We start from the raw sequence: 23637 nt of genomic DNA on the forward strand, positions 1-23637 counted from the left end.
ATGCGCATTCTGCTTGTTGAAGACGACCGCATGATCGCCGACGGCGTGCGCAAGGCGCTGCGCGCCGACGGCTTCGCGGTCGACTGGGTGCAGGACGGCGACGCGGCGCTCACGGCGCTCGGCGGCGAGACGTACGACCTGCTGCTGCTCGACCTGGGCCTGCCCAAGCGCGACGGCATCGACGTGCTGCGCACGCTGCGCGCGCGCGGCCTGGCGCTGCCGGTGCTGATCGTCACCGCGCGCGATGCGGTCGCCGATCGCGTGAAGGGCCTCGACGCGGGCGCCGACGACTACCTCGTCAAGCCGTTCGATCTCGACGAACTCGGCGCGCGCATGCGCGCGCTGATCCGCCGCCAGGCCGGCCGCAGCGAATCGCTGATTCGCCATGGCCCGCTCACGCTCGATCCGGCGTCTCACCAGGTGACGCTCGACGGCGCGCCCGTCGCGCTGTCCGCGCGGGAATTCGCGCTGCTCGAGGCGCTGCTCGTGCGGCCCGGCGCGGTGCTGTCGAAAAGCCAGCTCGAGGAGAAGATGTACGGCTGGGGCGAAGAGATCGGCAGCAACACGGTCGAGGTCTACATCCATGCGTTGCGCAAGAAGCTCGGTTCGGACCTGATCCGCAACGTGCGCGGCCTCGGCTACATGGTCGTCAAGGAAAGCTGACGCGTGAGGTCGATTCGTCATCAATTGCTGATCTGGCTGCTCGCGATCGTCGTCGCGGGCGTGGGCAGTGCCGGCTGGCTGATCTACCGGCAGGCGCTCGCCGAAGCGAACGAGCTGTTCGACTACCAGCTGCAGGAAATCGCGGCGGCGCTGCCGTCCGAACCGTTCTCGCAGGTGTTCGGCTCGCGCACCAACGGCGACGAAGGCATCGTGATCCAGATCTGGAATCGCAACGGCGTGCTGATGTACTTCTCGCATCCGCGCGCGCCGATCGCGCCGCGCGCGGAGCTCGGCTTCTCGACCGAGCGCACCGATCGCGGCGAATGGCGCGTGTACGGCGCGATCGTCGGCGACAACGTCGTGCAGCTCGCGCAGCCGCTGTCGGTGCGCAACCGGCTCGCCGCGAACGTCGCGCTGCGCACGCTGTGGCCGCTGATCGTGCTGTTGCCGTTCCTCGGTGCGGCGGTCTGGATGATCGTCGGGCGCGGCCTCGCGCCGCTCGGCCGCGTGACGCGCGCGGTGGAGGCGCGCCGCCCGGAAGCGCTCGATCCGCTGCCCGACGCGGGGCTGCCGCTCGAGGTGCAGCCGCTGGTGCGCGCGCTGAACGGGCTGCTCGCGCGGCTGTCGGCCGCGCTCGACACGCAGAAGGCGTTCGTCGCCGATGCCGCGCACGAGCTGCGCACGCCGCTCGCCGCCGTGCAGATCCAGGCGCAGCTCGTCGCGCGCGCGAAGGACGATGCGGCGCGCCGCGAGGCGGTCGCCGATCTGCAGGACGGCGTCACGCGCGCGACGCGCCTGACCGAACAGCTGCTCGCGCTCGCCCGCGCGGAGCCCGACGGCGCGTCGGTGCGCGAGCCGATCGACCTGCACGCGCTGCTGGCCGAATGCGTGGCCGCGCACGCGCCGCTCGCGCAGCGGCGCGGCATCGACCTCGGCTTCGAGGAGGCGTGCGCGGCGACCGTCGTCGCGGACGTCGGCGCATTGCGCGTGATGTTCGGCAACCTGCTCGACAACGCGGTGAAGTACACGCCCGACGGCGGGCGCATCGACGTGTCGCTGACGCACGACGCGGCCGGCCGCGCATGCGTGCAGATCGCCGACAGCGGCCCCGGCATCCCGGCCGAGGAGCGCGAGCGCGTGTTCGACCGCTTCTATCGCGACAGCTCGGCGCGCGCGCGGGCGGACGTGTCGGGCAGCGGGCTCGGGCTCGCGATCGTCAAGCGCGTCGCGGCGCAGCAGCGCGCGACGGTGTCGCTCGGCGATGCGGCCGCCGGCGGCCTGCTCGTGAGCGTCGTGTTCCGCGAGGCCGACACGGGGGCGCAGGCACGGTCGGCATCTGCGTAACCGTTCTCGCGCGGGGCTGCTTAAGCCCCGCTTAAGGGCGATTAAGCCTCCTTTAAGTCAGGGTCGTTACGCTGCGACCTAACAACGAGGAGGTCTCACGATGAACACCCGATTCCTTGCGCGTGGCGCCGTTGCGGTCGCCGTCGCTGCTGCGCTGTCCGCCGGCTACGTCGCGGGCACCCGCCATGCCGATCCGCAGATCATCACGCCCGCGCAGGCCGCCGCGCTGATGCCGGCCGAGGCCGCGGCCAAGACCGGCATTCCCGATTTCTCCGGGCTGGTCGAAACCTACGGCCCGGCGGTCGTGAACATCAGCGCGAAGCACGTGGTCAAGCAGGTGTCGCGCCGCGTGCAGCAGCCGCAGCTGCCGATGGATCCGAGCGACCCGTTCTACCAGTTCTTCAAGCACTTCTACGGCCAGGTGCCGGGCATGGGCGGCGACGCGCAGCCGGACGACCAGCCGAGCGCGAGCCTCGGCTCCGGGTTCATCGTCAGTCCCGACGGCTACATCCTCACCAACGCGCACGTGATCGACGGCGCGAACGTCGTCACCGTCAAGCTGACCGACAAGCGCGAGTACAAGGCGAAGGTCGTCGGCTCCGACAAGCAGTCCGACGTCGCGGTGCTGAAGATCGACGCGAGCGGCCTGCCGACCGTGAAGATCGGCGACCCGGCGCGCAGCAAGGTCGGCCAGTGGGTCGTCGCGATCGGTTCGCCGTACGGCTTCGACAACACGGTCACGTCCGGCATCATCAGCGCGAAGTCGCGCGCGCTGCCGGACGAGAACTACACGCCGTTCATCCAGACCGACGTGCCGGTCAACCCCGGCAACTCGGGCGGCCCGCTGTTCAACCTGCAGGGTGAAGTGATCGGCATCAACTCGATGATCTATTCGCAGACGGGCGGCTTCCAGGGCCTGTCGTTCGCGATCCCGATCAACGAGGCGATCAAGGTCAAGGACGAACTGGTGAAGACGGGCCACGTGAGCCGCGGCCGCCTCGGCGTCGCCGTGCAGGGGCTGAACCAGACGCTCGCAAGCTCGTTCGGGCTGCCGAAGCCGGACGGCGCGCTGGTCAGCTCGGTCGATCCGAGCGGCCCGGCCGCGAAGGCCGGCCTGCAACCGGGCGACGTGATCCTCGCGGTCAACGGTTCGCCGGTGGCCGATTCGACGTCGCTGCCCGCGCAGATCGCGAGCCTGAAGCCCGGCTCGCAGGCCGACCTGCAGATCTGGCGCGACAAGTCGAAGAAGTCGATCAGCGTGACGCTCGGCGCGATGACCGATGCGAAGCAGGCGTCGAACGACGGCGGCCCCGTCGAGCAGGGGCGCCTCGGCGTCGCGGTGCGGCCGCTGACGCCGCAGGAGCGCAGCGCGACGAACCTGTCGCACGGGCTGATGGTGCAGCAGGCGGGCGGCCCCGCGGCCAGCGCGGGCATCCAGCCGGGCGACGTGATCCTCGCGGTGAACGGCCGGCCGGTCACGAACCCCGAGCAATTGCGCGACGCCGTCAAGGGAGCGGGCAACAGTCTTGCTCTGCTGATCCAGCGCGATAATGCACAGATCTTCGTGCCGGTCGATCTGAGCTGACCGGCGGCCGCCTCAGGCCGGCTCGGCCGGTCTGGGCGGGCGTCGCCGGGCGTCCGGCGTCGTCGGCACCCGTGATGCAGTGTTCCGACCCGAAAGGAGAGAGCCATGCAACATCTACGCAACGTATCCCGATTCGCGGTGGCCGTCGCGCTGGTCGCGGGCGTCGCCGTCGCGGCGCCCGGCGCCTACGCGCAGTCGGACGGTTTGCCGGAGGCGAGCCAGCAGGGCGATGTCAGCTATGTGTCGGGCGGCATCGGCAAGGATCAGTCGACGGCCTTCGAGCACAACGAATCGGCGTGGCCGCTCGCGCTGCGCTTCACCGGCAAGGGCGGCGAATATCTGGCCGACGTCCATGTGCGGATCGTCGACGCGAAGGGCGCCGAGGTGCTGAGGACCGACGCGCGCGGGCCGTACATGCTGGTGAAGCTGCCGCCGGGGCGCTACACCGTCCATGCGTCGTACCAGGGCAGCGACGAATCGCGCGCGGTCACGGTGGGCGCGAAGGGCGGCACGAAGGCGGCGTTCCAGTGGAGCGCGCAGTAGCGCGGCGGCCCCGTCGCGGGGCGCGCAATCGGACCGAGTTTCGCCGATAATGAAAGCCACGGCCGCGTGCCGTGGCTTTTTCGTTTCCTGCGCCCGGCCTCGATGCCGCGGCCGCCCGGAGGAACAACGATGTCCGATGCCGCCGACCGTCGCCTCGAAATCGTGCCGAACCGCCATCGCGTGCGCGTGATTCACCGCGGCATCACCTATGCCGATTCGCTCGGCGCGCTGACGGTGCGCGAGACCGGTGCGCCGGACACCCATTACCTGCCGCGCGGCGACGTCAACATGCATCGGCTGGTGAAGTCGAGCGTCACGACGGCCTGCCCGCTGCGCGGCCTGGCCGTGTATTTCGATCTGCAGACAGAAGACGGCGTGATCCGCAGCGCCGCATGGAGTTACGAGGAACCAGGGGAGACGGCGTTCGCGCTCGCGCACTACGTCGCCTTCGATGTCGCACGGATCGACAGTCTCGTCGAGACGTCCTGATGCGACGTGTGGTCATCGGGGAGGCATCATGGAACTGAACGACACGTTACGCGTTCCGCTCGCGCCGGCGGTCGTGCGGGACGCGCTCGAGGATCTCGCGTTGCTGCGCGCGAGCTTCGACCATTGCGAATCGTTCGCGAAGCTCGCGCACGGCGAGTTCGCGCTGACGATCACGGTGCCGCTCGGCCCGCTGCGCGCGCGCTACGACGTGCGCGCGCATTCGGCCGGCCAGCAGGACGACGCGCGGCGCGTGATCAGCTTCAAGGCGCGGGCCGATGGACTCGGCGCGCTGCGCGGGCAGGTCGAGCTCGCGCTGCTGCCGGGCGACGACGCAACCACGACGCAGATCGACTACGTGGTGTGGGCGACCGCCAGCGGGCCGCTCGCCGAGCTGCCGGGCCGGCAGATCGAGCGCGCGCTGCACCAGTGGACCGACGATTTCTTCCGCGAATTCGGTGCGGTCGTGCAGGCCAAGCATGGCCTCGTGCCGAACCGTGCGGCGTCGAGCGCGCCGCGTCGCCAGCATGTGTTCCTGCGGCCCGCGTCGCTGATGGCCGCCGCGAAGCGGCCGCTGCCGCATCTCGGCGGCGCGCTGAGCGGCCGCGCGGCCAGTGCGGTGCAACCGCGCGCATCGGGGCCGCTGCCCTTGTGGGCGTGGGCCGCGATCATCCTGTTCGTTGCGGTGCTGTTGTACGCGGCGCGCTGGATCAACGGCGCCTGAGCCGTTGCGTCGCAGGGAGCGTGGGCTGCGCGCCGGCAGCCCGGCGCTCAGGCCGCGCGATGACCGCGACTTTTCCCCTCCGTCATATGCACGTCCGCGCCGTTCAACGACGGCCGCTTCAAGACGGTGCTCGACGCCGCGGCGCGGCGCTACGACATCGTCATCGTCGATCCCGCGCCGATCCTCGCGCTGCACGATGCGGCGAGCATCGGCCGCCGCGGCACGACACTGCTGCTGTGGCTCGGTGTGCCGGGCTTCACCGTGCACGCAGGGCGGCTGACGATCGACGAACCTAACCCCGGCGAAACCGTGTCCGCAGCCGCGGCGCTTTTGGGCGATCGGCCCTACCGCCGCCCGCCGGGCGCCGCGCCGCGAAATTCCCGCCGATAGGCCGACGGCGACGTGCCGAGCGTGCCCGCGAAATGCTGGCGCAACGACACGCTCGACCCGTAGCCGGCCGCCTGCGCGATTGCGTCGATCGATTGTCCGGTGGTTTCCAGCAGATGCTGCGCGTGGGTGAGCCGTTCGGCGTGCAGCCACGCCGTGACGGTCGTCCCCGTGGCCTGACGGAAGCGGCGCGTGAAGGTGCGCCGGCTCATCAGCACGCGCGCCGCGAGCGAATCGACGCTGTGCGCGACGTCGAGATGCGCGCGCACCCAGTCGAGCAGTTCCGCGAGCCGCGCGTCGCGCGGATGCGCGGCGACCGGTTGCGGCACGTATTGCGCCTGGCCGCCCTGGCGATGCGGCGGGATCACGAGCCGGCGCGCGATGCGGTTCGCCGCGTCGGCGCCGAAGCGTTGCCGCACGACGTGCAGGCAGCAGTCGAGCCCCGCCGCCGTGCCGGCCGACGTCATCAGGTTGCCGTCGTCGACGTACAGCACGTCGGGGTCGAGCTTCACGCGCGGAAAGCGCCGTGCAAAATCGTCGGCCCAGGCCCAGTGCGTGGTGGCCGGGCGCTCGTCGAGCAGACCCGCGGCGGCGAGCACGTACGCGCCCAGACACAGCCCGACGACCTGCGCGCCGCGTGCCGCGGCCGCGCGGACGGCGTCGACCAGCACGTCGGGCGGCGCTTCATCGGGGTCGCGCCATGCGGGCACGATGACGATGTCGGCGTCGGCGAGCGCGTCGAGACCGTGCGGCGCGGTGATCGTGAAGCCGCCGGTGGTCGCGAGCGGGCCGCGCTCGGCCGAACACACGCGGAAATCGAATACGGGCGTCGCGGCGGCATCGCGCTCGTTGCCGAACACGACGGACGGCACCGACAGGTGAAACGGGCTGATGCCGTCGTACGCGATCACGGCGACGACGGTCGGGGCGAGGGCGGCGGGCGACGCGGCGGCGGGCATGACGGGCTCCGGAATGGCGATGGCCCGATTCTATCGAAGAATGGCAAACGGGCCACTGTCCGGCCGCGCGGCGCGACCCGACAATGCCTCGCATCGCGTCGCTGGCCGCTCCGCTCCGGAGCAGCGCGGCGCGGCCGATTTTGGAGCTTCCCATGTCGAACGCCACGCCGTCGTCCCCGTCGTCAGTCGTTTCCCGCCGTGCCCTCATCGTGATCGACGTGCAGAACGAATACGTGAGCGGCAATCTGCCGATCGAGTATCCGCCGCTCGATGCGTCGCTGCCGAACATCGGCCGGGCGATCGACGCCGCGCATGCGGCCGGCGTGCCGGTGATCGTGGTCCAGCACGTCGCGCCGGCCGGCGCGCCGATCTTCGCGCCCGGCACCGACGGCGTCGCGCTTCACCCGGTCGTGGCCGAGCGTCCGTATGCGCATCTGATCGTGAAGGCGCAGGCCAGCGCGTTCGCCGCGACCGACCTCGCCGCATGGCTCGACGCGCGCGGCATCGACACGCTCGCGGTCGTCGGCTACATGACGCACAACTGCAATGCGGCGACCGTCCTGCACGCGGCGCACGCGGGGCTCGGCGTCGAGTACCTCGCCGATGCGACCGGCGCGTTGCCGTACGAGAACGAAGCGGGGGCGGCGAGCGCCGAGGAGATACACCGTGCGTACACGGTCGTGTTCCAGTCGAATTTCGCGGCGGTGATGTCGACCGACGCGTGGATCGCGGGCCTGGGCGGCGCGGCGATGCCTGCGCACGATTCGGTGGCGGCGTCGAACCGGCGGGCGCGGGCGCGGCGCGCGCAGGCGGCCTGAGCGGATGGGGTAGTTGAAAAGTCGATCGGACGGCGCGGTGCGCTCGCGATCGATTCAATCGCAGCACATGATGGGGCGATGAACCGCGCCGTCCCCGCGCCCCCCCGTCATCCCCCCGTCTTCAGCATCGCCGGGCTATAACGCATCATGTCGAAGCAGCCGTCGACCAGCTGCTCCGCGTGCTGTTCGGCGTCGATCTCGTCGGGCAGCATCAGCATGTCGCGCACGAAGCCGCTGACGAGCGTATGCAGCATCAGCGTCGCGCGCCACGTGTCGAGCCGCTCGGGCAGCAGCTTGAGCTGCACGGCGAGCGCGAGATCGGCGTCGAGCGCGTGCAGCGCCTCGCTCATGCCCGCGCGATTGCGCTGCAGCAGGGGCTCCAGGTCGGCCACGTATTCGCACTTCATGAACAGGATGCTGAACACGCGCCGCAACTGCGGATCGCGCTGCACGCCCAGCAGGCACCAGATCAGGATCTTGCGGATCTTTTCCAGCGGATCGGCGCCCGGCGCATCGGGCGGCATCCGCTTCAGCTCGTCGATCGGCAGGAACACGCGGTCGAACATCGCGTCGAACAACTCGCTCTTGTTGGCGAAATGCCAGTAGATCGCGCCGCGCGTGACGCCGGCGTGCTGGGCGATGTCCGCGAGCGACGTGTGCGACACGCCTTTCTCGAAGAACACGTGTTCGGCGGCGTCGAGAATGCGGTTGCGCGTCTCGAGTGCCTCCTCCTTGGTGCGTCTGACCATGTGCAGGCCTGAATGGATCGATCGTAGGTGTGAATAGGGGGCTGCGCCCCCGTTGCCGCTGCGGCGGCCGCCATGCTCACAATTCGTAATGTTTCGTAAGACTCAGCATGCGTGACGAGCGTAGGGGCTTTTTTACATACATCCGTGAATGTATATACAATACCACCCTACGATCGAATGACCCAAGGGGCAATCAGTTAATATCCCACTCTGCTGATTCCCGCCAAAGTACCAGGCCGCATTGCGGCATCGCGTCGGCCCGGAAGCCTCGTGCCGACGTACCGTATCCAGTAGTCCAGTAGTCCCGTAATTCAGGTGTTCGATCAGCGCCGCAAGGCGCATCCGTGTGACGCTCGGTCCGGGCGCCGCACTCATTCCAATGGTTATACACAGAGGTCGCTCCATGCGCGTCGAACGGGTTCCATACCGCTTACTCACTGTCGCGACGGCCGCCGTTTTCCTGGCCGCGTGCGGGAAAAAAGAATCGGCACCGCCGCCGCAAACGCCGGAAGTCGGCGTCGTCACCGTCCAACCGCAAGCCGTACCGATCTACACCGAACTGCCGGGCCGCACCAGTGCGTTCCTCGTCGCGCAGGTCCGCGCGCGGGTCGACGGCATCGTGCTGCGCCGTGAATTCGTCGAAGGCAGCGACGTCAAGGCCGGCCAGCGCCTCTACAAGATCGATCCGGCGCCGTATCTCGCGCAACTGAACAGCGCGAAGGCGACGCTCGCGAAGGCGCAGGCGAACCTCGTCACGCAGAACGCGCTGGTCGCGCGCTACAAGGTGCTGGTGGCCGCCAACGCGGTCAGCAAGCAGGACTACGACAACGCGGTGGCCACGCAGGGCCAGGCCGCGGCCGACGTCGCAGCCGGCAAGGCAGCGGTCGAAACCGCGCAGATCAACCTCGGCTATACGGACGTCGTGTCGCCGATCAGCGGCCGCGTCGGCATCTCGCAGGTGACGCCGGGCGCTTACGTGCAGGCGAGCCAGGCGACGCTGATGTCGACGGTGCAGCAGCTCGATCCGGTCTACGTCGACCTGACGCAATCGAGCCTCGAGGGGCTGAAGCTGCGCCAGGACGTGCAGAGCGGCCGCCTGAAGACGAGCGGCCCCGGCGCGGCGAAGGTGTCGCTGATCCTCGAGGACGGCAAGACCTACCCGGTGCCCGGCAAGCTGCAGTTCTCCGACGTGACGGTCGACCAGACGACGGGCTCGGTCACGATCCGCGCGGTGTTCCCGAACCCGAACCGCGTGCTGCTGCCGGGCATGTTCGTGCGCGCCCGCATCGAGGAAGGCGTGAACGAGAACGCGTTCCTGGTGCCGCAGATCGGCGTCACGCACGACCAGAAGGGCCAGGCGATCGCGATGGTGGTGAACGCGAGCAACAAGGTCGAGCCGCGTCCGCTGAAGACGACCGGCATGAACGGTCAGAACTGGATCGTCGAAGGCGGGCTGAACGCGGGCGACCGCGTGATCGTCCAGGGCGGCGACAAGGCGCGTCCGGGCACGACGGTGAAGACGGTCGCCGCGCAGCTGCCGGCAGCCGATGCCGCATCGGGTGCAGCCGCATCCGCCGCGCCGGCCGCCGCCGGTTCCGGTGCCGCAGCCGCGTCGGGCGCAGCGCCGGCCAGCGCCGCCGCTGCGTCGAGCGCGCAATAACAGGGAGCCTGCTTCATGGCAAAGTTTTTTATCGATCGCCCGATCTTCGCGTGGGTGATCGCCATCATCCTGATGCTGGCCGGGGTCGCGGCGATCTTCTCGCTGCCGATCGCGCAGTATCCGACGATCGCGCCGCCATCGATCCAGATCACCGCGAACTACCCGGGCGCTTCCGCGAAGACGGTGGAAGACACGGTGACGCAGGTGATCGAGCAGCAGATGAGCGGCCTCGACAACTTCCTGTACATGTCGTCGACGAGTGACGACTCGGGCAACGCGACGATCACGCTGACCTTCGCGCCGGGCACCAACGCCGACATCGCGCAGGTGCAGGTGCAGAACAAGCTGTCGCTCGCGACGCCGGTTCTGCCGCAGGTCGTGCAGCAGCTCGGTCTGTCGGTGACGAAGTCGAGCAGCAGCTTCCTGCTGGTGCTCGCGTTCAACTCCGAAGACGGCAGCATGAGCAAGTACGACCTCGCGAACTTCGTGGCGTCGCACGTGAAGGATCCGATCAGCCGGTTGAACGGCGTCGGCACCGTCACGCTGTTCGGCTCGCAGTACGCGATGCGGATCTGGCTCGATCCGAACCGCCTGACGAACTACGGCCTCACGCCGGTCGACGTGTCGAGCGCGATCACCGCGCAGAACGTGCAGATCGCGGGCGGCCAGATCGGCGGCACGCCGGCCAAGCCCGGCACCGTGCTGCAGGCGACGATCACCGAATCGACGCTGCTGCAGACGCCCGAGCAGTTCGGCAACATCCTGCTGAAGGTCAACCAGGACGGCTCGCAGGTGCGCCTGAAGGACGTCGCGCAGATCGGCCTCGGCGGCGAGAACTACAACTTCGACACCAAGTACAACGGTCAGCCGACCGCCGCGCTCGGTATCCAGCTCGCGACCAACGCGAACGCGCTCGCGACCGCGAAGGCCGTGCGCGCGAAGATCGACGAGCTCGCACCGTTCTTCCCGCACGGCCTCGTCGTCAAGTATCCGTACGACACGACGCCGTTCGTGAAGCTGTCGATCGAGGAAGTGGTCAAGACGCTGCTCGAAGGCATCGTGCTCGTGTTCCTCGTGATGTATCTGTTCCTGCAGAACCTGCGCGCGACGATCATCCCGACCATCGCCGTGCCGGTGGTGCTGCTCGGCACGTTCGCGATCATGTCGCTGGTGGGCTTCTCGATCAACACGCTGTCGATGTTCGGCCTCGTGCTCGCGATCGGCCTGCTGGTCGACGATGCGATCGTGGTGGTGGAGAACGTCGAGCGCGTGATGGCCGAAGAGGGCCTGTCGCCGAAGGAGGCGACCCGCAAGGCGATGGGCCAGATCACCGGCGCACTCGTCGGCGTGGCGCTGGTGCTGTCGGCGGTGTTCGTGCCGGTCGCGTTCTCCGGCGGTTCGGTCGGCGCCATCTACCGGCAGTTCTCGCTGACGATCGTGTCCGCGATGGTGCTGTCCGTGCTCGTCGCGCTGATTCTGACGCCGGCGCTGTGCGCGACGATCCTCAAGCCGATCCCGCAGGGCCATCACGAAGAGAAGAAGGGCTTCTTCGGCTGGTTCAACCGCACGTTCAACAACAGCCGCGACAAGTATCACGTCGGCGTCCACCACGTGATCAAGCGCTCGGGCCGCTGGCTCATCATCTATCTGGTCGTGATCGTCGCGGTCGGCCTGTTGTTCGTGCGCCTGCCGAAGTCGTTCCTGCCCGATGAAGACCAGGGGCTGATGTTCGTGATCGTGCAGACGCCGTCGGGCTCGACGCAGGAAACCACCGCGCGCACGCTTGCGAATATTTCCGACTATCTGCTGAAGGACGAGAAGGACATCGTCGAGTCCGCGTTCACGGTCAACGGCTTCAGCTTCGCCGGCCGCGGCCAGAACTCCGGTCTCGTGTTCGTGCGACTGAAGGATTACTCGCAGCGTCAGCACGCGAACCAGAAGGTCCAGGCGCTGATCGGCCGGATGTTCGGGCGCTACGGCAGCTACAAGGACGCGCTGGTGATCCCGTTCAACCCGCCGTCGATTCCGGAACTCGGTACGGCCGCCGGCTTCGACTTCGAGCTGACGGACAACGCCGGTCTCGGCCACGACGCGCTGATGGCCGCCCGCAACCAGCTGCTCGGGATGGCCGCGAAGGATCCGACGCTGCAGGGCGTGCGTCCGAACGGGCTGAACGATACGCCGCAGTACAAGGTCGACATCGACCGCGAGAAGGCCAACGCGCTCGGCGTGACGGCCGATGCGATCGACCAGACGTTCTCGATCGCGTGGGCGTCGAAGTACGTGAACAACTTCCTCGACACCGACGGCCGGATCAAGAAGGTGTACGTGCAGGCCGACGCGCCGTTCCGGATGACGCCGGAAGACATGAACATCTGGTACGTGCGCAACGGTTCGGGCGGGATGGTGCCGTTCAGCGCGTTCGCGACCGGTCACTGGACCTACGGTTCGCCGAAGCTCGAGCGCTACAACGGCGTGTCGGCGATGGAGATCCAGGGTCAGGCCGCGCCGGGCAAGTCGACCGGTCAGGCGATGACCGCGATGGAAGGGCTCGCGAAGAAGCTGCCGGTCGGTATCGGCTACTCGTGGACCGGCCTGTCGTTCCAGGAAATCCAGTCGGGCTCGCAGGCGCCGGTGCTGTACGCGATCTCGATCCTGGTCGTGTTCCTGTGTCTCGCGGCGCTGTATGAAAGCTGGTCGATCCCGTTCTCGGTGATCATGGTGGTGCCGCTCGGCGTGATCGGCGCACTGCTGGCGGCGACGCTGCGCGGCCTCGAGAACGACGTGTTCTTCCAGGTCGGTCTGCTGACCACGGTCGGCTTGTCGGCGAAGAACGCGATCCTGATCGTCGAATTCGCGCGCGAACTGCAGATGACGGAGAAGATGGGGCCGATCGAGGCCGCGCTGGAAGCGGCGCGTCTGCGGCTGCGTCCGATCCTGATGACGTCGCTCGCGTTCATTCTCGGCGTGATGCCGCTCGCGATCAGCAACGGCGCGGGTTCGGCGAGCCAGCACGCGATCGGTACGGGCGTGATTGGCGGGATGATCACCGCGACGTTCCTCGCGATCTTCATGATCCCGATGTTCTTCGTGAAGATCCGCGCGATCTTCAGCGGCGAGAAGGAAGACGCCGACGAGGCGCTGCGTCTGGCTCAGGAGCACTCGCACCACGAAGAGACGCCGGGCAACGGCGACGAAGGCAACAAGGGACAGTGATGATGCAAAAACACGCTTTGACTGCAATCGCGGTCGCGCTCCTTGCCACGGGCTGCACGATGGCGCCGCATTACACGCGGCCCGACGCGCCGGTCGCGCAGGCGTACCCGGCCGGCGGCGTCTACGCGACGCAGCCCGCCGCGGCCGGCACGCGCAGCGCCAACGGCCAGGCGGCGAGCGCCATCGGCTGGCGCGAATTCTTCGCCGATCCGCGCCTGCAGCGGCTGATCGAGATCGCGCTGAACAACAACCGCGACCTGCGCGTCGCGGTGCTGAACATCGAGGCGTCGCGCGCGCAGTACCAGATCACGCGCGCAGGGCTGTTCCCGACCCTCGACGGCACCGGCTCCGGCAACATCCAGCGCTATCCCGCTGGCGTGTCGACGACGCGCCAGCCGCTCATCACGCGCACCTACAGCGTCGGGCTTTCCGCGTCCTGGGAGCTCGACCTGTTCGGCCGCGTGCAGAGCCTGAAGGATCAGGCGCTCGCGCAGTATCTGTCGACCTCGTATGCACGGCAGGCCACCGAGATCTCGCTCGTGTCGCAGGTCGCGGACCAGTATCTGACGCTGCTGTCGACCGAGGACCTGCTGAAGGTCACGGAGAACACGCTGAAGACCGCGCAGGCGTCGTACGACCTGACCAAGCTGCAGTTCGACAACGGTACGGGCTCCGAGCTCGATCTGCGTCAGGCGCAGACGGTCGTCGAGCAGGCGCTCGCGAACCAGCAGGCGCAGGCGCGTGCGCGGGCGCAGGCGGTGAATGCGCTGGTGCTGCTGATCGGCGAGCCGCTGCCGGACGATCTGCCGGCCGGCATGTCGCTCGACGCGCAGAACCTGCTCACGGATGTGCCGGCGGGCCTGCCGTCGGACCTGCTCACGCGTCGTCCCGACGTGATGCAGGCCGAGCAGACGCTGCTGGCCGCGAACGCGAACATCGGCGCGGCGCGCGCGGCGTTCTTCCCGCGCATCTCGCTGACGGCCGCGTTCGGCACCGCGAGCCCGACGCTCGGCGGGCTGTTCAAGGCCGGCACGGCGGCGTGGTCATTCGCGCCGCAACTGACGATGCCGATCTTCGAAGGCGGGCAGAACATCGCGAACCTGAACCTCGCGAACGTGCAGAAGCGCATCGAGATCGCGAACTACGAGAAGGCGATCCAGTCGGCGTTCCGCGAGGTGTCGGACGGTCTTGCCGCGCGCGGCACGTACGATCTGCAGATCGCCGCGCTCGAGCGCAACGAGCACGCGCAGCAGCGTCGCTTCGATCTGTCGGACCTGCGTTACAAGAACGGTGTCGACAGCTATCTGTCGGTGCTGACCGCGCAGACGGATCTGTATTCCGCGCAGCAGTCGCTGATCAGCGCGCGCCTCGCGCGCTGGACCAACCTCGTCGATCTGTATCGTGCGCTGGGCGGCGGCTGGATTCAGCACGCCGGCGAGACGCCGCGCGCGCCGGACGTGACGGAAGGCTACGACAAGGCGGCCGCGCCGGCGCCGGCATCCGCCGCGGCGACGAACGGGTAGGCGCGGCGGCGTACGGGGGCAACGCGCCCGTACGCCGTTGCCCGCGCAGGCGACAACGCCACGGACGGAGGTCCGTGGCGTTTCTTTTTGCGCGGCCGCTCGGCGTGGCGATGTCGCGCGCAAGCCGGCGATCGCGCGTATCGCGGCCGCCGTCGCGTGCATGTGCTCGTAGGTCCCAAAAGCAGAACGCCACGGCAAGCCGTGGCGTTCTGCGCTTCCGGTACGCTGCCGGCCGGAGCCGGTCAGTGATGCACGTCGGCCGGGCGTCCGTCGAAGTCGTGGCCGGCGCGGCGAATCTCGCAGCGCGCGTCCTTCTCGCCTTTGACGCCGTTGAACACGATGTTCAGCAGTACGGCGGAAGCCGATGCGAGCAGGATGCCGCTGTGCAGGATCGGTGCGAGTGCGGGCGGCAGCTTCGAGAAGAAGTGCGGCGACACGACCGGCACGAGGCCCATGCCGACGCTCACCGCGACGATGAACAGGTTGTGCGTGTTGTTCACGAAGTCGACCTTCGACAGCACCTTGATGCCGTTCGCGGCCACCATCCCGAACATCACGATGCCCGCGCCGCCGAGCACGAACGGCGGCACTGACGCGACGACCTGCGCCATCTTCGGGAACAGCCCGAGCAGCACCAGGATCACGCCGCCCGTCGCGCATACGTAGCGGCTCTTCACGCCCGTCACGCCGATCAGGCCGACGTTCTGCGAGAACGACGTATGCGGAAACGAGTTGAAGATGCCGCCGATCAGCGTGCCGAGGCCGTCGACGCGCAGCCCGCGCACGAGGCGCTCCTGATCGACCGGCCGATCGACCATGTCGCCGACCGCGAGGAACATGCCGGTCGATTCGATGAACGTGACGAACATCACCGTGACCATCGTCGCGATCGACAGCGGGTCGAAGTGCGGGATCCCGAAATGAAACGGCATCACGAAGCCGACCCACGGCGCGTGCGCGACGCCATCGGTATTGACGCGGCCGATCGCGAACGCGATCGCGAAGCCGGCGACGATGCCGAGCAGCACCGAGATGTTCGCGATGAAGCCGCGACCGTACTTGTTGATCAGCAGGATCAGCGTGAGCACCAGCAGCGACAGGCCGAGATACACGGGGCTGCCGTAGTCGGGGTTGCCGACGCCGCCGGCCGCCCAGTTGATCCCGACCTCCATCAGCGACAGCCCGATCACCGCGATCACGGTGCCGACCACGACCGGCGGGAAGAACCGCAGCAGCTTGCCGATCGTCGGCGCGAGCACGATGCCGATGATGCCGGCCGCGATCGTCGAGCCGAAGATGTCGAGCATGCCGAGGCCGGGGTTGGTGCCGATCGCGATCATCGGGCCGACCGCCGCGAACGTGCAGCCCATGATGACGGGCAGGCGGATGCCGAAGATCCACAGGCCGAGCGTCTGGATCAGCGTCGCGATGCCGCACGAAAACAGATCGGCGCTGATCAGGAACGCGATCTGGTCTTTCGGCAGCTTCAGCGCGGCGCCGACGATAAGCGGCACGGCGACGGCGCCGGCGTACATGACGAGGACGTGCTGCAGACCAAGCGTTACCAGCTTGCCGGTCGGCAGCACCTCATCGCACGGATGGACCGTGTTCGATTGCATCTGTCTCACTCCATGATCTTGTTTTCGGGGTGGTACGAAGTTATGTGGAATGCACCATCGCAACAAGAGCACTGGGTTCTATTCCGTTCTTTGCTGGTTCGATATGCCGTCAGGGCAGGCGATTGGGTGTCGATCATCGGGAAACTCACGCGGGAGCAAGGTTTCCCACTTTTATAGCCGTTCAAAATAGCGCGGACCCCCATGTCAAATATGGCCGGCCTTATGGTCCGTATCGCCGCGCCGGCATAGTGGCAAAAACGACCTGGCGGAAATCGCGCCGGGTTAACCCGCGCGCCGAGGTTTTTGCCGGCGCGGCAGGGGACGCGCAGCATGCGCGCGCGGCGGCGTCGCGTTGCGGCCGTGTCGCGTTGCCGTGGCGTCGAAAAAACCGCGGCGAAGCGGGGCGCGCGGCGCGATCCCGCTATCATCGACATCCGTTCATTCGAATACTGCGTCCCGTCATGCGCCTGCTCGGAATCGACCTCGGCACCGGCTCCGTCAAACTCGTCACGCTCGATGCCGACGCCGTCGAGCGCGCGGTCGCGAGCGAACCTTATGCGTTGTCGTCGCCGCGGCCCGGCTGGGCCGAAATCGCGCCCGACACGTGGTGGCAGGCGCTGGTGCGCGCCGCTGCGCGGCTGCCGTCGGCGGAACGCGAGCAGGTCGCCGCGATCGGCTTCTCCGGACAGATGCACGGCGTCGTGCTGCTCGACGCCGCCGGCCGGCCGGTGCGGCCCGCGTTGTTGTGGCCCGACACGCGCGCGGTGCGCGAAGCCGATGCGTCTGCGTGGCCCGACGCGCCGAACCCCGTCGCGCCGGGGATGGCCGGCCCGCTGCTGAGATGGCTCGCCGTGCACGAGCCGCAGTCGCTGCGCGCCGCGCGCCACGCCGTGCAGCCGAAGGACTGGCTGCGCACCGCGCTCGGCGGCGAGCTCGCCGCCGATCCGAGCGACGCCTGCGCGACCGCGCTCGCGACGCCGGACGGCGCATGGGAGACGGCGCGCATCGACGCGCTCGGTTTGCCGCTCGACGCATTTGCGCCGCCGCGGCCGTCTGGCGCGCGCTGCGGCGTGCTCGACGCGAAGGCCGCGGCCGCGCTCGGCTTGCCGACCGGCGTGCCGCTGGCGACGGGCGCGGCCGACACCGCGTGCGCGGCGCTCGGCAGCGGGCTCGTCGCGGCCGGCGACGCGTTGCTGACCACCGGCAGCGGCGGCCAGATCGTCGTGCTCGCACACGCGTTGCCGCCCGCGCGGCGCGGGCTGCATCGCTATCGCACGGCGGCCGGCGGCGGCTACTACACGATGGCCGCGATGCAGAACGTCGGCCTCGCGCTCGAGGCCGTGCGCGGCTGGCTCGGCTATGCGCACTGGGCCGATGCCTATGACGACGCGTTCGCGCAGCCGGCGTCGGAGCGGCTTGGCTTCCTACCGTACCTGAGCGGCGAGCGCTCGCCGTGGATGAACCCCGACGCACGCGGCGGCTGGCTCGGTCTCGGGCTCGGCGACACGCGCGGCGTCATGATGCGCGCGGCGTTCGAAGGCGTCGCGTTCGCGCTGCGCGCGGGGCTCGATGCGATTCGCGACGCGAATCCGGCCGATCCGGTCGCGACGTTGCGGCTCGCGGGCGGCGGCTCCGTCGACCCGCGCTGGCGCCAGTTGCTCGCCGATGCGCTCGGTGCGTCGCTGGAGGCGGTCGATTGTCCGAACGCGGCGACGCGCGGCGCGGCGCTGCTCGCGGGCGTCGCGCTCGGACATTGGCGCGAGGACGCGCTGCGCGCACTCGCGCCGGCAGCGTCGCCGGTCGCGGCGCCGCGCGACGATCGCGCGCTGGCCGGGCGATATGCGCGCTTCATCGATCTGTATGCGCGAACCGACACGTGGTTCACGAGCGGCGTTTAAACTCGCGCACATGCCGGCGCGAGCCGGCGCATGCTGGCGATGACGTGTCGTGGCAAGCGGGCGGCCGATTCACGCGTGCGACAGTCGGCGCAATCGAGGATCATGGCGGCCACGATGGGGTTGCGGGGACGGTTGCCGGGGCGGTCTCGTTGCGGTTGGAGTTGCAGTCGACGCCGCCCCGCGCGCACGCCACCACGCACGAAGCTCGCCGACGGCTTCAACCGATGAACGCGGGCGATTCGATTGGCCCGGTCACGCAGTATTGAACGGAAGGGAATCCCATGCTCGAACTCATTTCTTCGCATGCTTGCCACTGCGGCGAGCAACGCTTCTATCGCCACGATTCGAAGGCGATCGGCCTGCCGATGAAGTTCTCGGTGTACCTGCCGCGCCAGGCGTCGCACGGTCGCGTGCCGGCGCTGTTCTACCTCGCCGGGCTCACGTGCACCGACGAGACCTTCGCGATCAAGGCCGGCGCGCAGCAGTACGCGGCCCAGTACGGGCTGGCGCTCGTGATGCCCGATACGAGCCCGCGCGGCGCGGGCGTGCCGGGCGAGACCGACGCGTGGGATTTCGGCGTCGGCGCGGGCTTCTACGTCGATGCGACGCAGGCGCCGTGGTCGACCCATTACCGGATGGAGTCGTACGTGACCGACGAGCTGCGCGCGCTGGTCGCGGCCGAGCTGCCGATCGACGGCACGCGGCTCGGGATCTTCGGCCATTCGATGGGCGGGCACGGCGCGCTGACGCTCGCGCTGCGTCATCCGGGCCTGTACCGGTCGGTGTCGGCGTTCGCACCGATCGCCGCGCCGTCGCGTTGCCCGTGGGGCGAGAAGGCGTTCAGCGGCTATCTCGGCGCCGATCGCGAAGCGTGGAAGCAGCATGACGCGAGCGAACTGGTCGCGCGCGCGGATGCGCCGAAGTTCGACGAAGGCATCCTGATCGATCAGGGGCTGGCCGATCAGTTCCTCGCGAACCAGCTGAACCCCGACGTGTTCGAAGCCGCGTGCGAGAAGGCCGGTCAGCCGCTGACGCTGCGCCGCCATCCCGGCTACGATCACGGCTACTACTTCATCTCGACGTTCATCGCCGATCACATCGCGCATCATGCGCGCGTGCTGAATCCGTGAGCTTCGTCCCCGCTGCGTGACCTGCGGCGCGCGCGCATGCCGCATAAGAAAACGCCGGCATGCGCGACGGCAAGCCGGCGTTGCGCGCCTCGTCGCGCGACGCTCAATGCCGCCGCAGCAGGCTCGCGCCGTACACGAGCGCGGACAGGGCCGTGATCCAGAAGCTCGTCGGCCAGTCGGTGTAATACGCGAGCGCGATGCCGACCCACGCTTCGAACAGCGCGAACAGCGCGGCGAGCAGCACGCCGGTCGACAGCCGCGTCGACAGGTTCTGCGCGGCCGCCGCCGGCCCGACCAGCAGCGTGAACACCAGCAGCACGCCGACGATCTGCGTCGCCGCGGCCACCGCCAGCGCACAGACCGCGAGGAACAGCACCGACACCGTGCGCAGCGATACGCCCTTCGCTTCGGCGAGTTCCGGCTGCAGCGACGCGAACAGCAACGGCCGCGCGATCAGCGCCAGCGCGACGAGGCTCACCGCGCCGATGCCGGCGAGCGCCGCGAGCGTGTCGCGGCTGACCGCCAGCACGTTGCCGAACAGCAGCGCGGTGACCTGCGTCGCGAACGACGTGTAGAAATGCAGGAACAGCAAGCCGAAGCCGAGCGCGCCCGACAGGATCACGCCGATCGCGACGTCGCGGCCCGCGAGCCGTTCGCCGAGCGCGCCCATCCCGATGCCGGCCGCGAGCGTGAAGCCGACCATCCCCCAGATCGGCGAAATGCCGAGCAGCACCGCGCCGGTCGCGCCGGTGAAGCCGACGTGCGACAGCGCGTGGCCCGCGAAGGTTTGTCCGCGCAGCACGAGGAAGTAGCCGACGATGCCCGCGAGCACCGCGACGATCCCCGCCGCGGCGAACGCGTTGATCATGAAATCGTATTCAAACATCGTGCGAATGCCCGGGATGAGCGTGTCCGTGGTGTTGATGAGCATGTGCGCCGCCGCCATGCGCGTGGCCATCGTCGTGCTCGTGTTCGTGGTCGTGCTTTTCGATCTCGACGTCGCCCGACATCACGAAGATCTTGCCGTTCACGCGCATCACGTCGATCGGCGAACCGTACAGGCGCGACAGCACCGGCTTCGTGATCACCTCGTCGACGGTGCCGAGCGCCGCGACGCCGTTGCCGAGATACAGCACGCGGTCGAGCGCGTTCAGCAGCGGATTCAGTTCGTGCGCGGAGAACAGCACGGTGATGCCGAGCTCGCGCTGCACGTTGCGCACCAGTTCGACGACGCCGCGCTGATGGTTCGGGTCGAGGCTGATCAGCGGCTCGTCGAGCAGCAGCAGCTTCGGATTGCCGAGCAGGCATTGCGCGAGCAGCAGCCGCTGCCGCTCGCCGCCCGACAGCTCGGACAGCGGGCGGCGCGCGAGCGTGGTCGCGCCGACCAGCTCGAGCACGCGGTCGACGTCGCGCCGCGTCGCGGCGCTCGTATGCGGCAGCCCCCAGCGGTGGCCGTCGGCCGCCATCGCGACGAAGTCGTAGCCGCGCATCCGGCGATTCGCGAGGCCGCTCCTGATCTGCGGCATGTAGCCGATCGACGCGTTGCCGCGCGCGAGCGCCACGCCGCCGACCGACAGCGTGCCGCCGCTGAGCGGCACGAGGCCGAGCACCGCGCGCATCAGCGTCGTCTTGCCCGCGCCGTTCGGGCCGAGCACGCCGACGAATTCGCCGGGTTCGATCGAGAAGCTGACGTCGCGCAGGATCGTGCGTCCGCCGAGTTCGAGCGTGACGCCCTCGAGTGCGAGTGCGGGGGGAGTGGCGTTCATGGCGTGATCGCGATCATTGCTTGCCGGCGGCCAGCGCGGCCGCGAGCGCATCGAGCTGGCCGGCCATCCATTGCTGGAACGTCTTGCCGGCCGGCTGCGTCTCGGTGACGCTCACGGTCGGCACGCCGCCGTCGCGCGCGAGCTTGAGCAGGCGCTTGGTCATCGGCGCTTCGGCCTGGCTGTTGTAGATCAGCACGCGCACCTGCCGCTTGCGCAGGTCGTTCTCGAACGCGGCGACGTCCTGCGCGCTCGCCTCGGTGTCGTTCATCGTCGCGAGCTGGAAGCGCTGGTTGCGCATGTCGAGGCCGATCGCATCCGACATGTAGCCGAACACCGGCTCGGTGGCCGTCACCGGCACGCCGTGGTACTGCGCGCGCAGCGCGGCGACCTTCGCGTCGATCGGCTGCAGCGACGCGACGAACTTCTGCAGGTTCGCGTCGTAGTCCGCCTTGTGCGCCGGATCGGCGCGGCCGAGCTCGGCCGCGAGCGCACGCGCGGCGGCCGGCATCGTCGCCGGCGCGTACCACAGGTGCGGGTTGTCGCCGGCCTTCTTGCCGACCAGATCGGCGACGACGATCGTCGCGCGCCGCGCCTGCGTCGAAGCACCGAGCAGCTTGGCCATCCACGGGTCGTAGTTCGCGCCGTTGTAGATGACGATCTGCGCGTGCTGCAGCGCGCGCGCCGTCTTCGGGCTCGCTTCGAACAGGTGCGGATCCTGGTCGGGATTGCTGAGGATGCTCGTGACCGCGACGTGGCGGCCGCCGATCTGCGACGCGACGTCGCCATAGAAATTTTCGGCGGCGACGACGTTGACGGTCGCGCTCTGTGCGAGCGCGGGCGTGGCGATCGACAGCGCGGCGGCGGCCACACCGAGCAGACGGACAAGCGACCGGGCGCGCCGCGGCGCGCGCTTCAGGGCAATGAACATGGAACTCCTCGTAGGAAGGGGCGGCGCTGCACGCCGCCCGATGCGGGATCAGCGTGACGCGAGCTTGCCCTTGCAGTGCCCGCACAGGCCGTTCAGCTCGACGACCTGGTGATGGACTTCGAAACCGTGCGCCGGCGCGCTCGCGGACAGCTGCTTCGCGAGGTCGCTGCCCGGAATTTCGACGGTTTCGCCGCAGGAATCGCAGATCAGGAACTGGCCTTCGTGCGGCACGCCGATCTCGCAGCACGCGAAGAACGCGTTTTTCGATTCGATCCGGTGGATGAAGCCGTGCTCGACGAGGAAATCCAGCGCGCGATAGACGGTGGTCGGCGGGACGCGGCCGCGCTGCGGCTCGAGCTCCGCGAGCAGGTCGTACGCGCCGATCGGCCGCTGCGCGGCCAGCACGCGTTCGTAGACCTGACGGCGCAGCGGCGTCCACGCGAGCCCGTGCTCGGCGGCGAATGCGTCGGCCCGGGACAGGCGGGCGTCGATGGGCGTTGAGGTAGCCATGGCAGCAAGCAGGCAAGGTGACGGAGTACCGCGATGATATAACGTATCTCGCCGATTTGCACCGCTCTTGCGGCGTCGCCGATGCGCGCCGCCGCACGCGCCGCGCCTCAGCCGCGCTGCACCGAACCCGCGCGCCTTTGCCGGACGGGCATGGACGGCCGCTGCCGCGCATCGGCGTGCCGCAGCGCATCATCGAAAGCCGCCGCGTCGCCTTGACAGCGCGAATCGCGTATCCGATCATTCGACCACAAACAGAGCAATTGATCGGCTGGCGAGCGTTCGCTCACCTCGCGGCCTTCATGCAGCAGAACGAACCGGAGACACCCAGTGAGACTGGAACAGAAGGTCGCGATCCTGACGGGCGCGGCAAGCGGCATCGGCGAGGCGGTCGCGCAACGCTATCTGGACGAGGGCGCGCGCTGCGTGCTGGTGGATCTGAAGCCGGCCAGCGGCTCGCTCGCGCGGTTGATCGAAGCGCATCCGGGCCGCGCGGCGGCGGTCACGGCGGACGTCACGCGGCGTGACGACATCGAGCGCATCGTCGCCACCGCGGTGGAGCGCTTCGGCGGCGTCGACATCCTGTTCAACAACGCGGCGCTGTTCGACATGCGTCCGCTCCTCGACGAATCGTGGGACGTGTTCGACCGGCTGTTCGCGGTCAACGTGAAAGGGCTGTTCTTCCTGATGCAGGCCGTCGCGCAGCGGATGGTCGAGCAGGGCCGCGGCGGCAAGATCATCAACATGTCGTCGCAGGCCGGGCGTCGCGGCGAGGCGCTCGTGTCGCACTACTGCGCGACCAAGGCGGCCGTGATCAGCTATACGCAATCGGCTGCGCTCGCGCTCGCGCCGCACCGGATCAACGTGAACGGCATCGCGCCGGGCGTGGTCGACACGCCGATGTGGGAGCAGGTCGACGCGCTCTTCGCACGCTACGAAAACCGCCCGCTCGGCGAGAAGAAGCGGCTCGTCGGCGAAGCGGTGCCGCTCGGCCGCATGGGCGTGCCGGGCGACCTGACGGGCGCCGCGCTGTTCCTCGCGTCGGCCGACGCCGACTACATCACCGCCCAGACGCTGAACGTCGACGGCGGCAACTGGATGAGCTGACATGCCGCCGCTCGCACGCGCCAGC

General features: G+C 68.9%; 21 protein-coding genes. 14 read left to right on the top strand and 7 right to left on the bottom strand.

What is annotated here, in order from left to right; translation table 11 throughout:
- The 7 genes from MBR110_RS04925 to MBR110_RS04955 all read left to right on the top strand — a co-directional run bounded on the left by MBR110_RS04925 (position 1) and on the right by MBR110_RS04955 (position 5735).
- Entirely contained in the window at positions 1–663 is a 663-nt protein-coding gene (locus MBR110_RS04925; protein WP_011885900.1) for a response regulator, read from the top strand.
- A 3-nt stretch (positions 664–666) separates the two neighbouring features.
- Positions 667–2007: an ATP-binding protein gene (locus MBR110_RS04930; RefSeq protein WP_045578824.1), complete on the top strand. Its 1341-nt coding sequence runs from the start codon at positions 667–669 to the stop codon at positions 2005–2007.
- Between the two features lie 100 nt (positions 2008–2107).
- Entirely contained in the window at positions 2108–3592 is a 1485-nt protein-coding gene (locus tag MBR110_RS04935; RefSeq protein ID WP_059735405.1) for a DegQ family serine endoprotease, read from the top strand.
- A 105-nt stretch (positions 3593–3697) separates the two neighbouring features.
- The gene (locus tag MBR110_RS04940) at positions 3698–4135 is read left to right on the top strand and encodes a carboxypeptidase-like regulatory domain-containing protein (protein WP_014723562.1); all 438 of its coding nucleotides are present in this window, start codon (positions 3698–3700) and stop codon (positions 4133–4135) included.
- A 129-nt stretch (positions 4136–4264) separates the two neighbouring features.
- Positions 4265–4624, top strand: a complete 360-nt coding sequence (locus tag MBR110_RS04945) for a DUF427 domain-containing protein (RefSeq protein WP_011885896.1) — start codon at positions 4265–4267, stop codon at positions 4622–4624.
- A gap of 28 nt (positions 4625–4652) precedes the next feature.
- A complete protein-coding gene (locus MBR110_RS04950) occupies positions 4653–5345 on the top strand; it encodes a CoxG family protein (RefSeq protein WP_045578825.1) in 693 nt (230 codons plus the stop codon).
- A 126-nt stretch (positions 5346–5471) separates the two neighbouring features.
- The gene (locus MBR110_RS04955) at positions 5472–5735 is read left to right on the top strand and encodes a tyrosine-protein kinase Wzc (RefSeq protein WP_014723560.1); all 264 of its coding nucleotides are present in this window, start codon (positions 5472–5474) and stop codon (positions 5733–5735) included.
- Here the strand turns inward: MBR110_RS04955 and MBR110_RS04960 are convergent.
- Entirely contained in the window at positions 5690–6691 is a 1002-nt protein-coding gene (locus MBR110_RS04960; RefSeq protein ID WP_011885893.1) for a helix-turn-helix domain-containing protein, read from the bottom strand. The two genes, MBR110_RS04955 and MBR110_RS04960, sit on opposite strands and share 46 nt — an antisense overlap.
- Before the next feature lie 152 nt (positions 6692–6843).
- Here MBR110_RS04960 and MBR110_RS04965 point away from each other — a divergent pair, with 152 nt between their 5' ends.
- Positions 6844–7509 carry a cysteine hydrolase family protein gene (locus MBR110_RS04965; RefSeq protein WP_034192660.1) on the top strand — a complete coding sequence of 222 codons (666 nt, stop codon included), beginning with the start codon at positions 6844–6846 and terminating at the stop codon, positions 7507–7509.
- Between the two features lie 107 nt (positions 7510–7616).
- Here MBR110_RS04965 and MBR110_RS04970 read toward each other — a convergent pair whose 3' ends face one another.
- The gene (locus MBR110_RS04970; protein ID WP_011885891.1) at positions 7617–8258 is read right to left on the bottom strand and encodes a TetR family transcriptional regulator; all 642 of its coding nucleotides are present in this window, start codon (positions 8256–8258) and stop codon (positions 7617–7619) included.
- 403 nt (positions 8259–8661) lie between these two features.
- Here MBR110_RS04970 and MBR110_RS04975 point away from each other — a divergent pair, with 403 nt between their 5' ends.
- Genes MBR110_RS04975 through MBR110_RS04985 form a run of 3 tightly spaced genes read left to right on the top strand, consistent with a single transcriptional unit; the run spans position 8662 to position 14657 of the window.
- Entirely contained in the window at positions 8662–9918 is a 1257-nt protein-coding gene (locus tag MBR110_RS04975; RefSeq protein WP_011885890.1) for an efflux RND transporter periplasmic adaptor subunit, read from the top strand.
- Between the two features lie 15 nt (positions 9919–9933).
- A complete protein-coding gene (gene bpeB / locus MBR110_RS04980; RefSeq protein WP_059455711.1) occupies positions 9934–13134 on the top strand; it encodes an efflux RND transporter permease BpeB in 3201 nt (1066 codons plus the stop codon).
- Positions 13134–14657 carry an efflux transporter outer membrane subunit gene (locus MBR110_RS04985; protein ID WP_011885888.1) on the top strand — a complete coding sequence of 508 codons (1524 nt, stop codon included), beginning with the start codon at positions 13134–13136 and terminating at the stop codon, positions 14655–14657. Before bpeB ends, MBR110_RS04985 begins: the two co-directional genes overlap by 1 nt.
- Before the next feature lie 242 nt (positions 14658–14899).
- On the opposite strand, the gene MBR110_RS04990 is transcribed toward MBR110_RS04985, so the two are convergent.
- Positions 14900–16276, bottom strand: coding sequence for a nucleobase:cation symporter-2 family protein (locus MBR110_RS04990; RefSeq protein ID WP_059735290.1), 1377 nt, complete (start codon positions 16274–16276; stop codon positions 14900–14902).
- A gap of 461 nt (positions 16277–16737) precedes the next feature.
- Here MBR110_RS04990 and MBR110_RS04995 point away from each other — a divergent pair, with 461 nt between their 5' ends.
- Both MBR110_RS04995 and fghA read left to right on the top strand, forming a co-directional pair.
- Positions 16738–18174 (top strand): xylulokinase, encoded by a 1437-nt coding sequence (locus MBR110_RS04995; RefSeq protein WP_181709206.1) that lies wholly within the window; start codon positions 16738–16740, stop codon positions 18172–18174.
- Between the two features lie 281 nt (positions 18175–18455).
- Positions 18456–19304 carry an S-formylglutathione hydrolase gene (gene fghA / locus MBR110_RS05000; RefSeq protein ID WP_059455047.1) on the top strand — a complete coding sequence of 283 codons (849 nt, stop codon included), beginning with the start codon at positions 18456–18458 and terminating at the stop codon, positions 19302–19304.
- Positions 19305–19407: 103 nt separating this feature from the next.
- On the opposite strand, the gene MBR110_RS05005 is transcribed toward fghA, so the two are convergent.
- The 4 genes from MBR110_RS05005 to MBR110_RS05020 are packed head-to-tail and all read right to left on the bottom strand — an operon-like array spanning position 19408 to position 22508.
- On the bottom strand, positions 19408–20190 hold the full coding sequence (locus MBR110_RS05005) for a metal ABC transporter permease (RefSeq protein ID WP_014723551.1): 783 nt from the start codon (positions 20188–20190) through the stop codon (positions 19408–19410).
- Positions 20183–21070 carry an ABC transporter ATP-binding protein gene (locus tag MBR110_RS05010; RefSeq protein WP_014723550.1) on the bottom strand — a complete coding sequence of 296 codons (888 nt, stop codon included), beginning with the start codon at positions 21068–21070 and terminating at the stop codon, positions 20183–20185. Before MBR110_RS05010 ends, MBR110_RS05005 begins: the two co-directional genes overlap by 8 nt.
- Before the next feature lie 13 nt (positions 21071–21083).
- The gene (locus MBR110_RS05015) at positions 21084–21998 is read right to left on the bottom strand and encodes a metal ABC transporter solute-binding protein, Zn/Mn family (protein ID WP_011885881.1); all 915 of its coding nucleotides are present in this window, start codon (positions 21996–21998) and stop codon (positions 21084–21086) included.
- Between the two features lie 48 nt (positions 21999–22046).
- On the bottom strand, positions 22047–22508 hold the full coding sequence (locus MBR110_RS05020) for a Fur family transcriptional regulator (protein WP_059735294.1): 462 nt from the start codon (positions 22506–22508) through the stop codon (positions 22047–22049).
- 327 nt (positions 22509–22835) lie between these two features.
- Between MBR110_RS05020 and MBR110_RS05025 the strand changes: the two genes are divergently transcribed.
- On the top strand, positions 22836–23612 hold the full coding sequence (locus MBR110_RS05025) for an L-iditol 2-dehydrogenase (RefSeq protein ID WP_011885879.1): 777 nt from the start codon (positions 22836–22838) through the stop codon (positions 23610–23612).
- Positions 23613–23637: the final 25 nt, after the last annotated feature.

Origin of the sequence: Burkholderia sp. MBR-1, from assembly GCF_013822785.1 — a bacterium.
Lineage (GTDB): Bacteria > Pseudomonadota > Gammaproteobacteria > Burkholderiales > Burkholderiaceae > Burkholderia > Burkholderia vietnamiensis.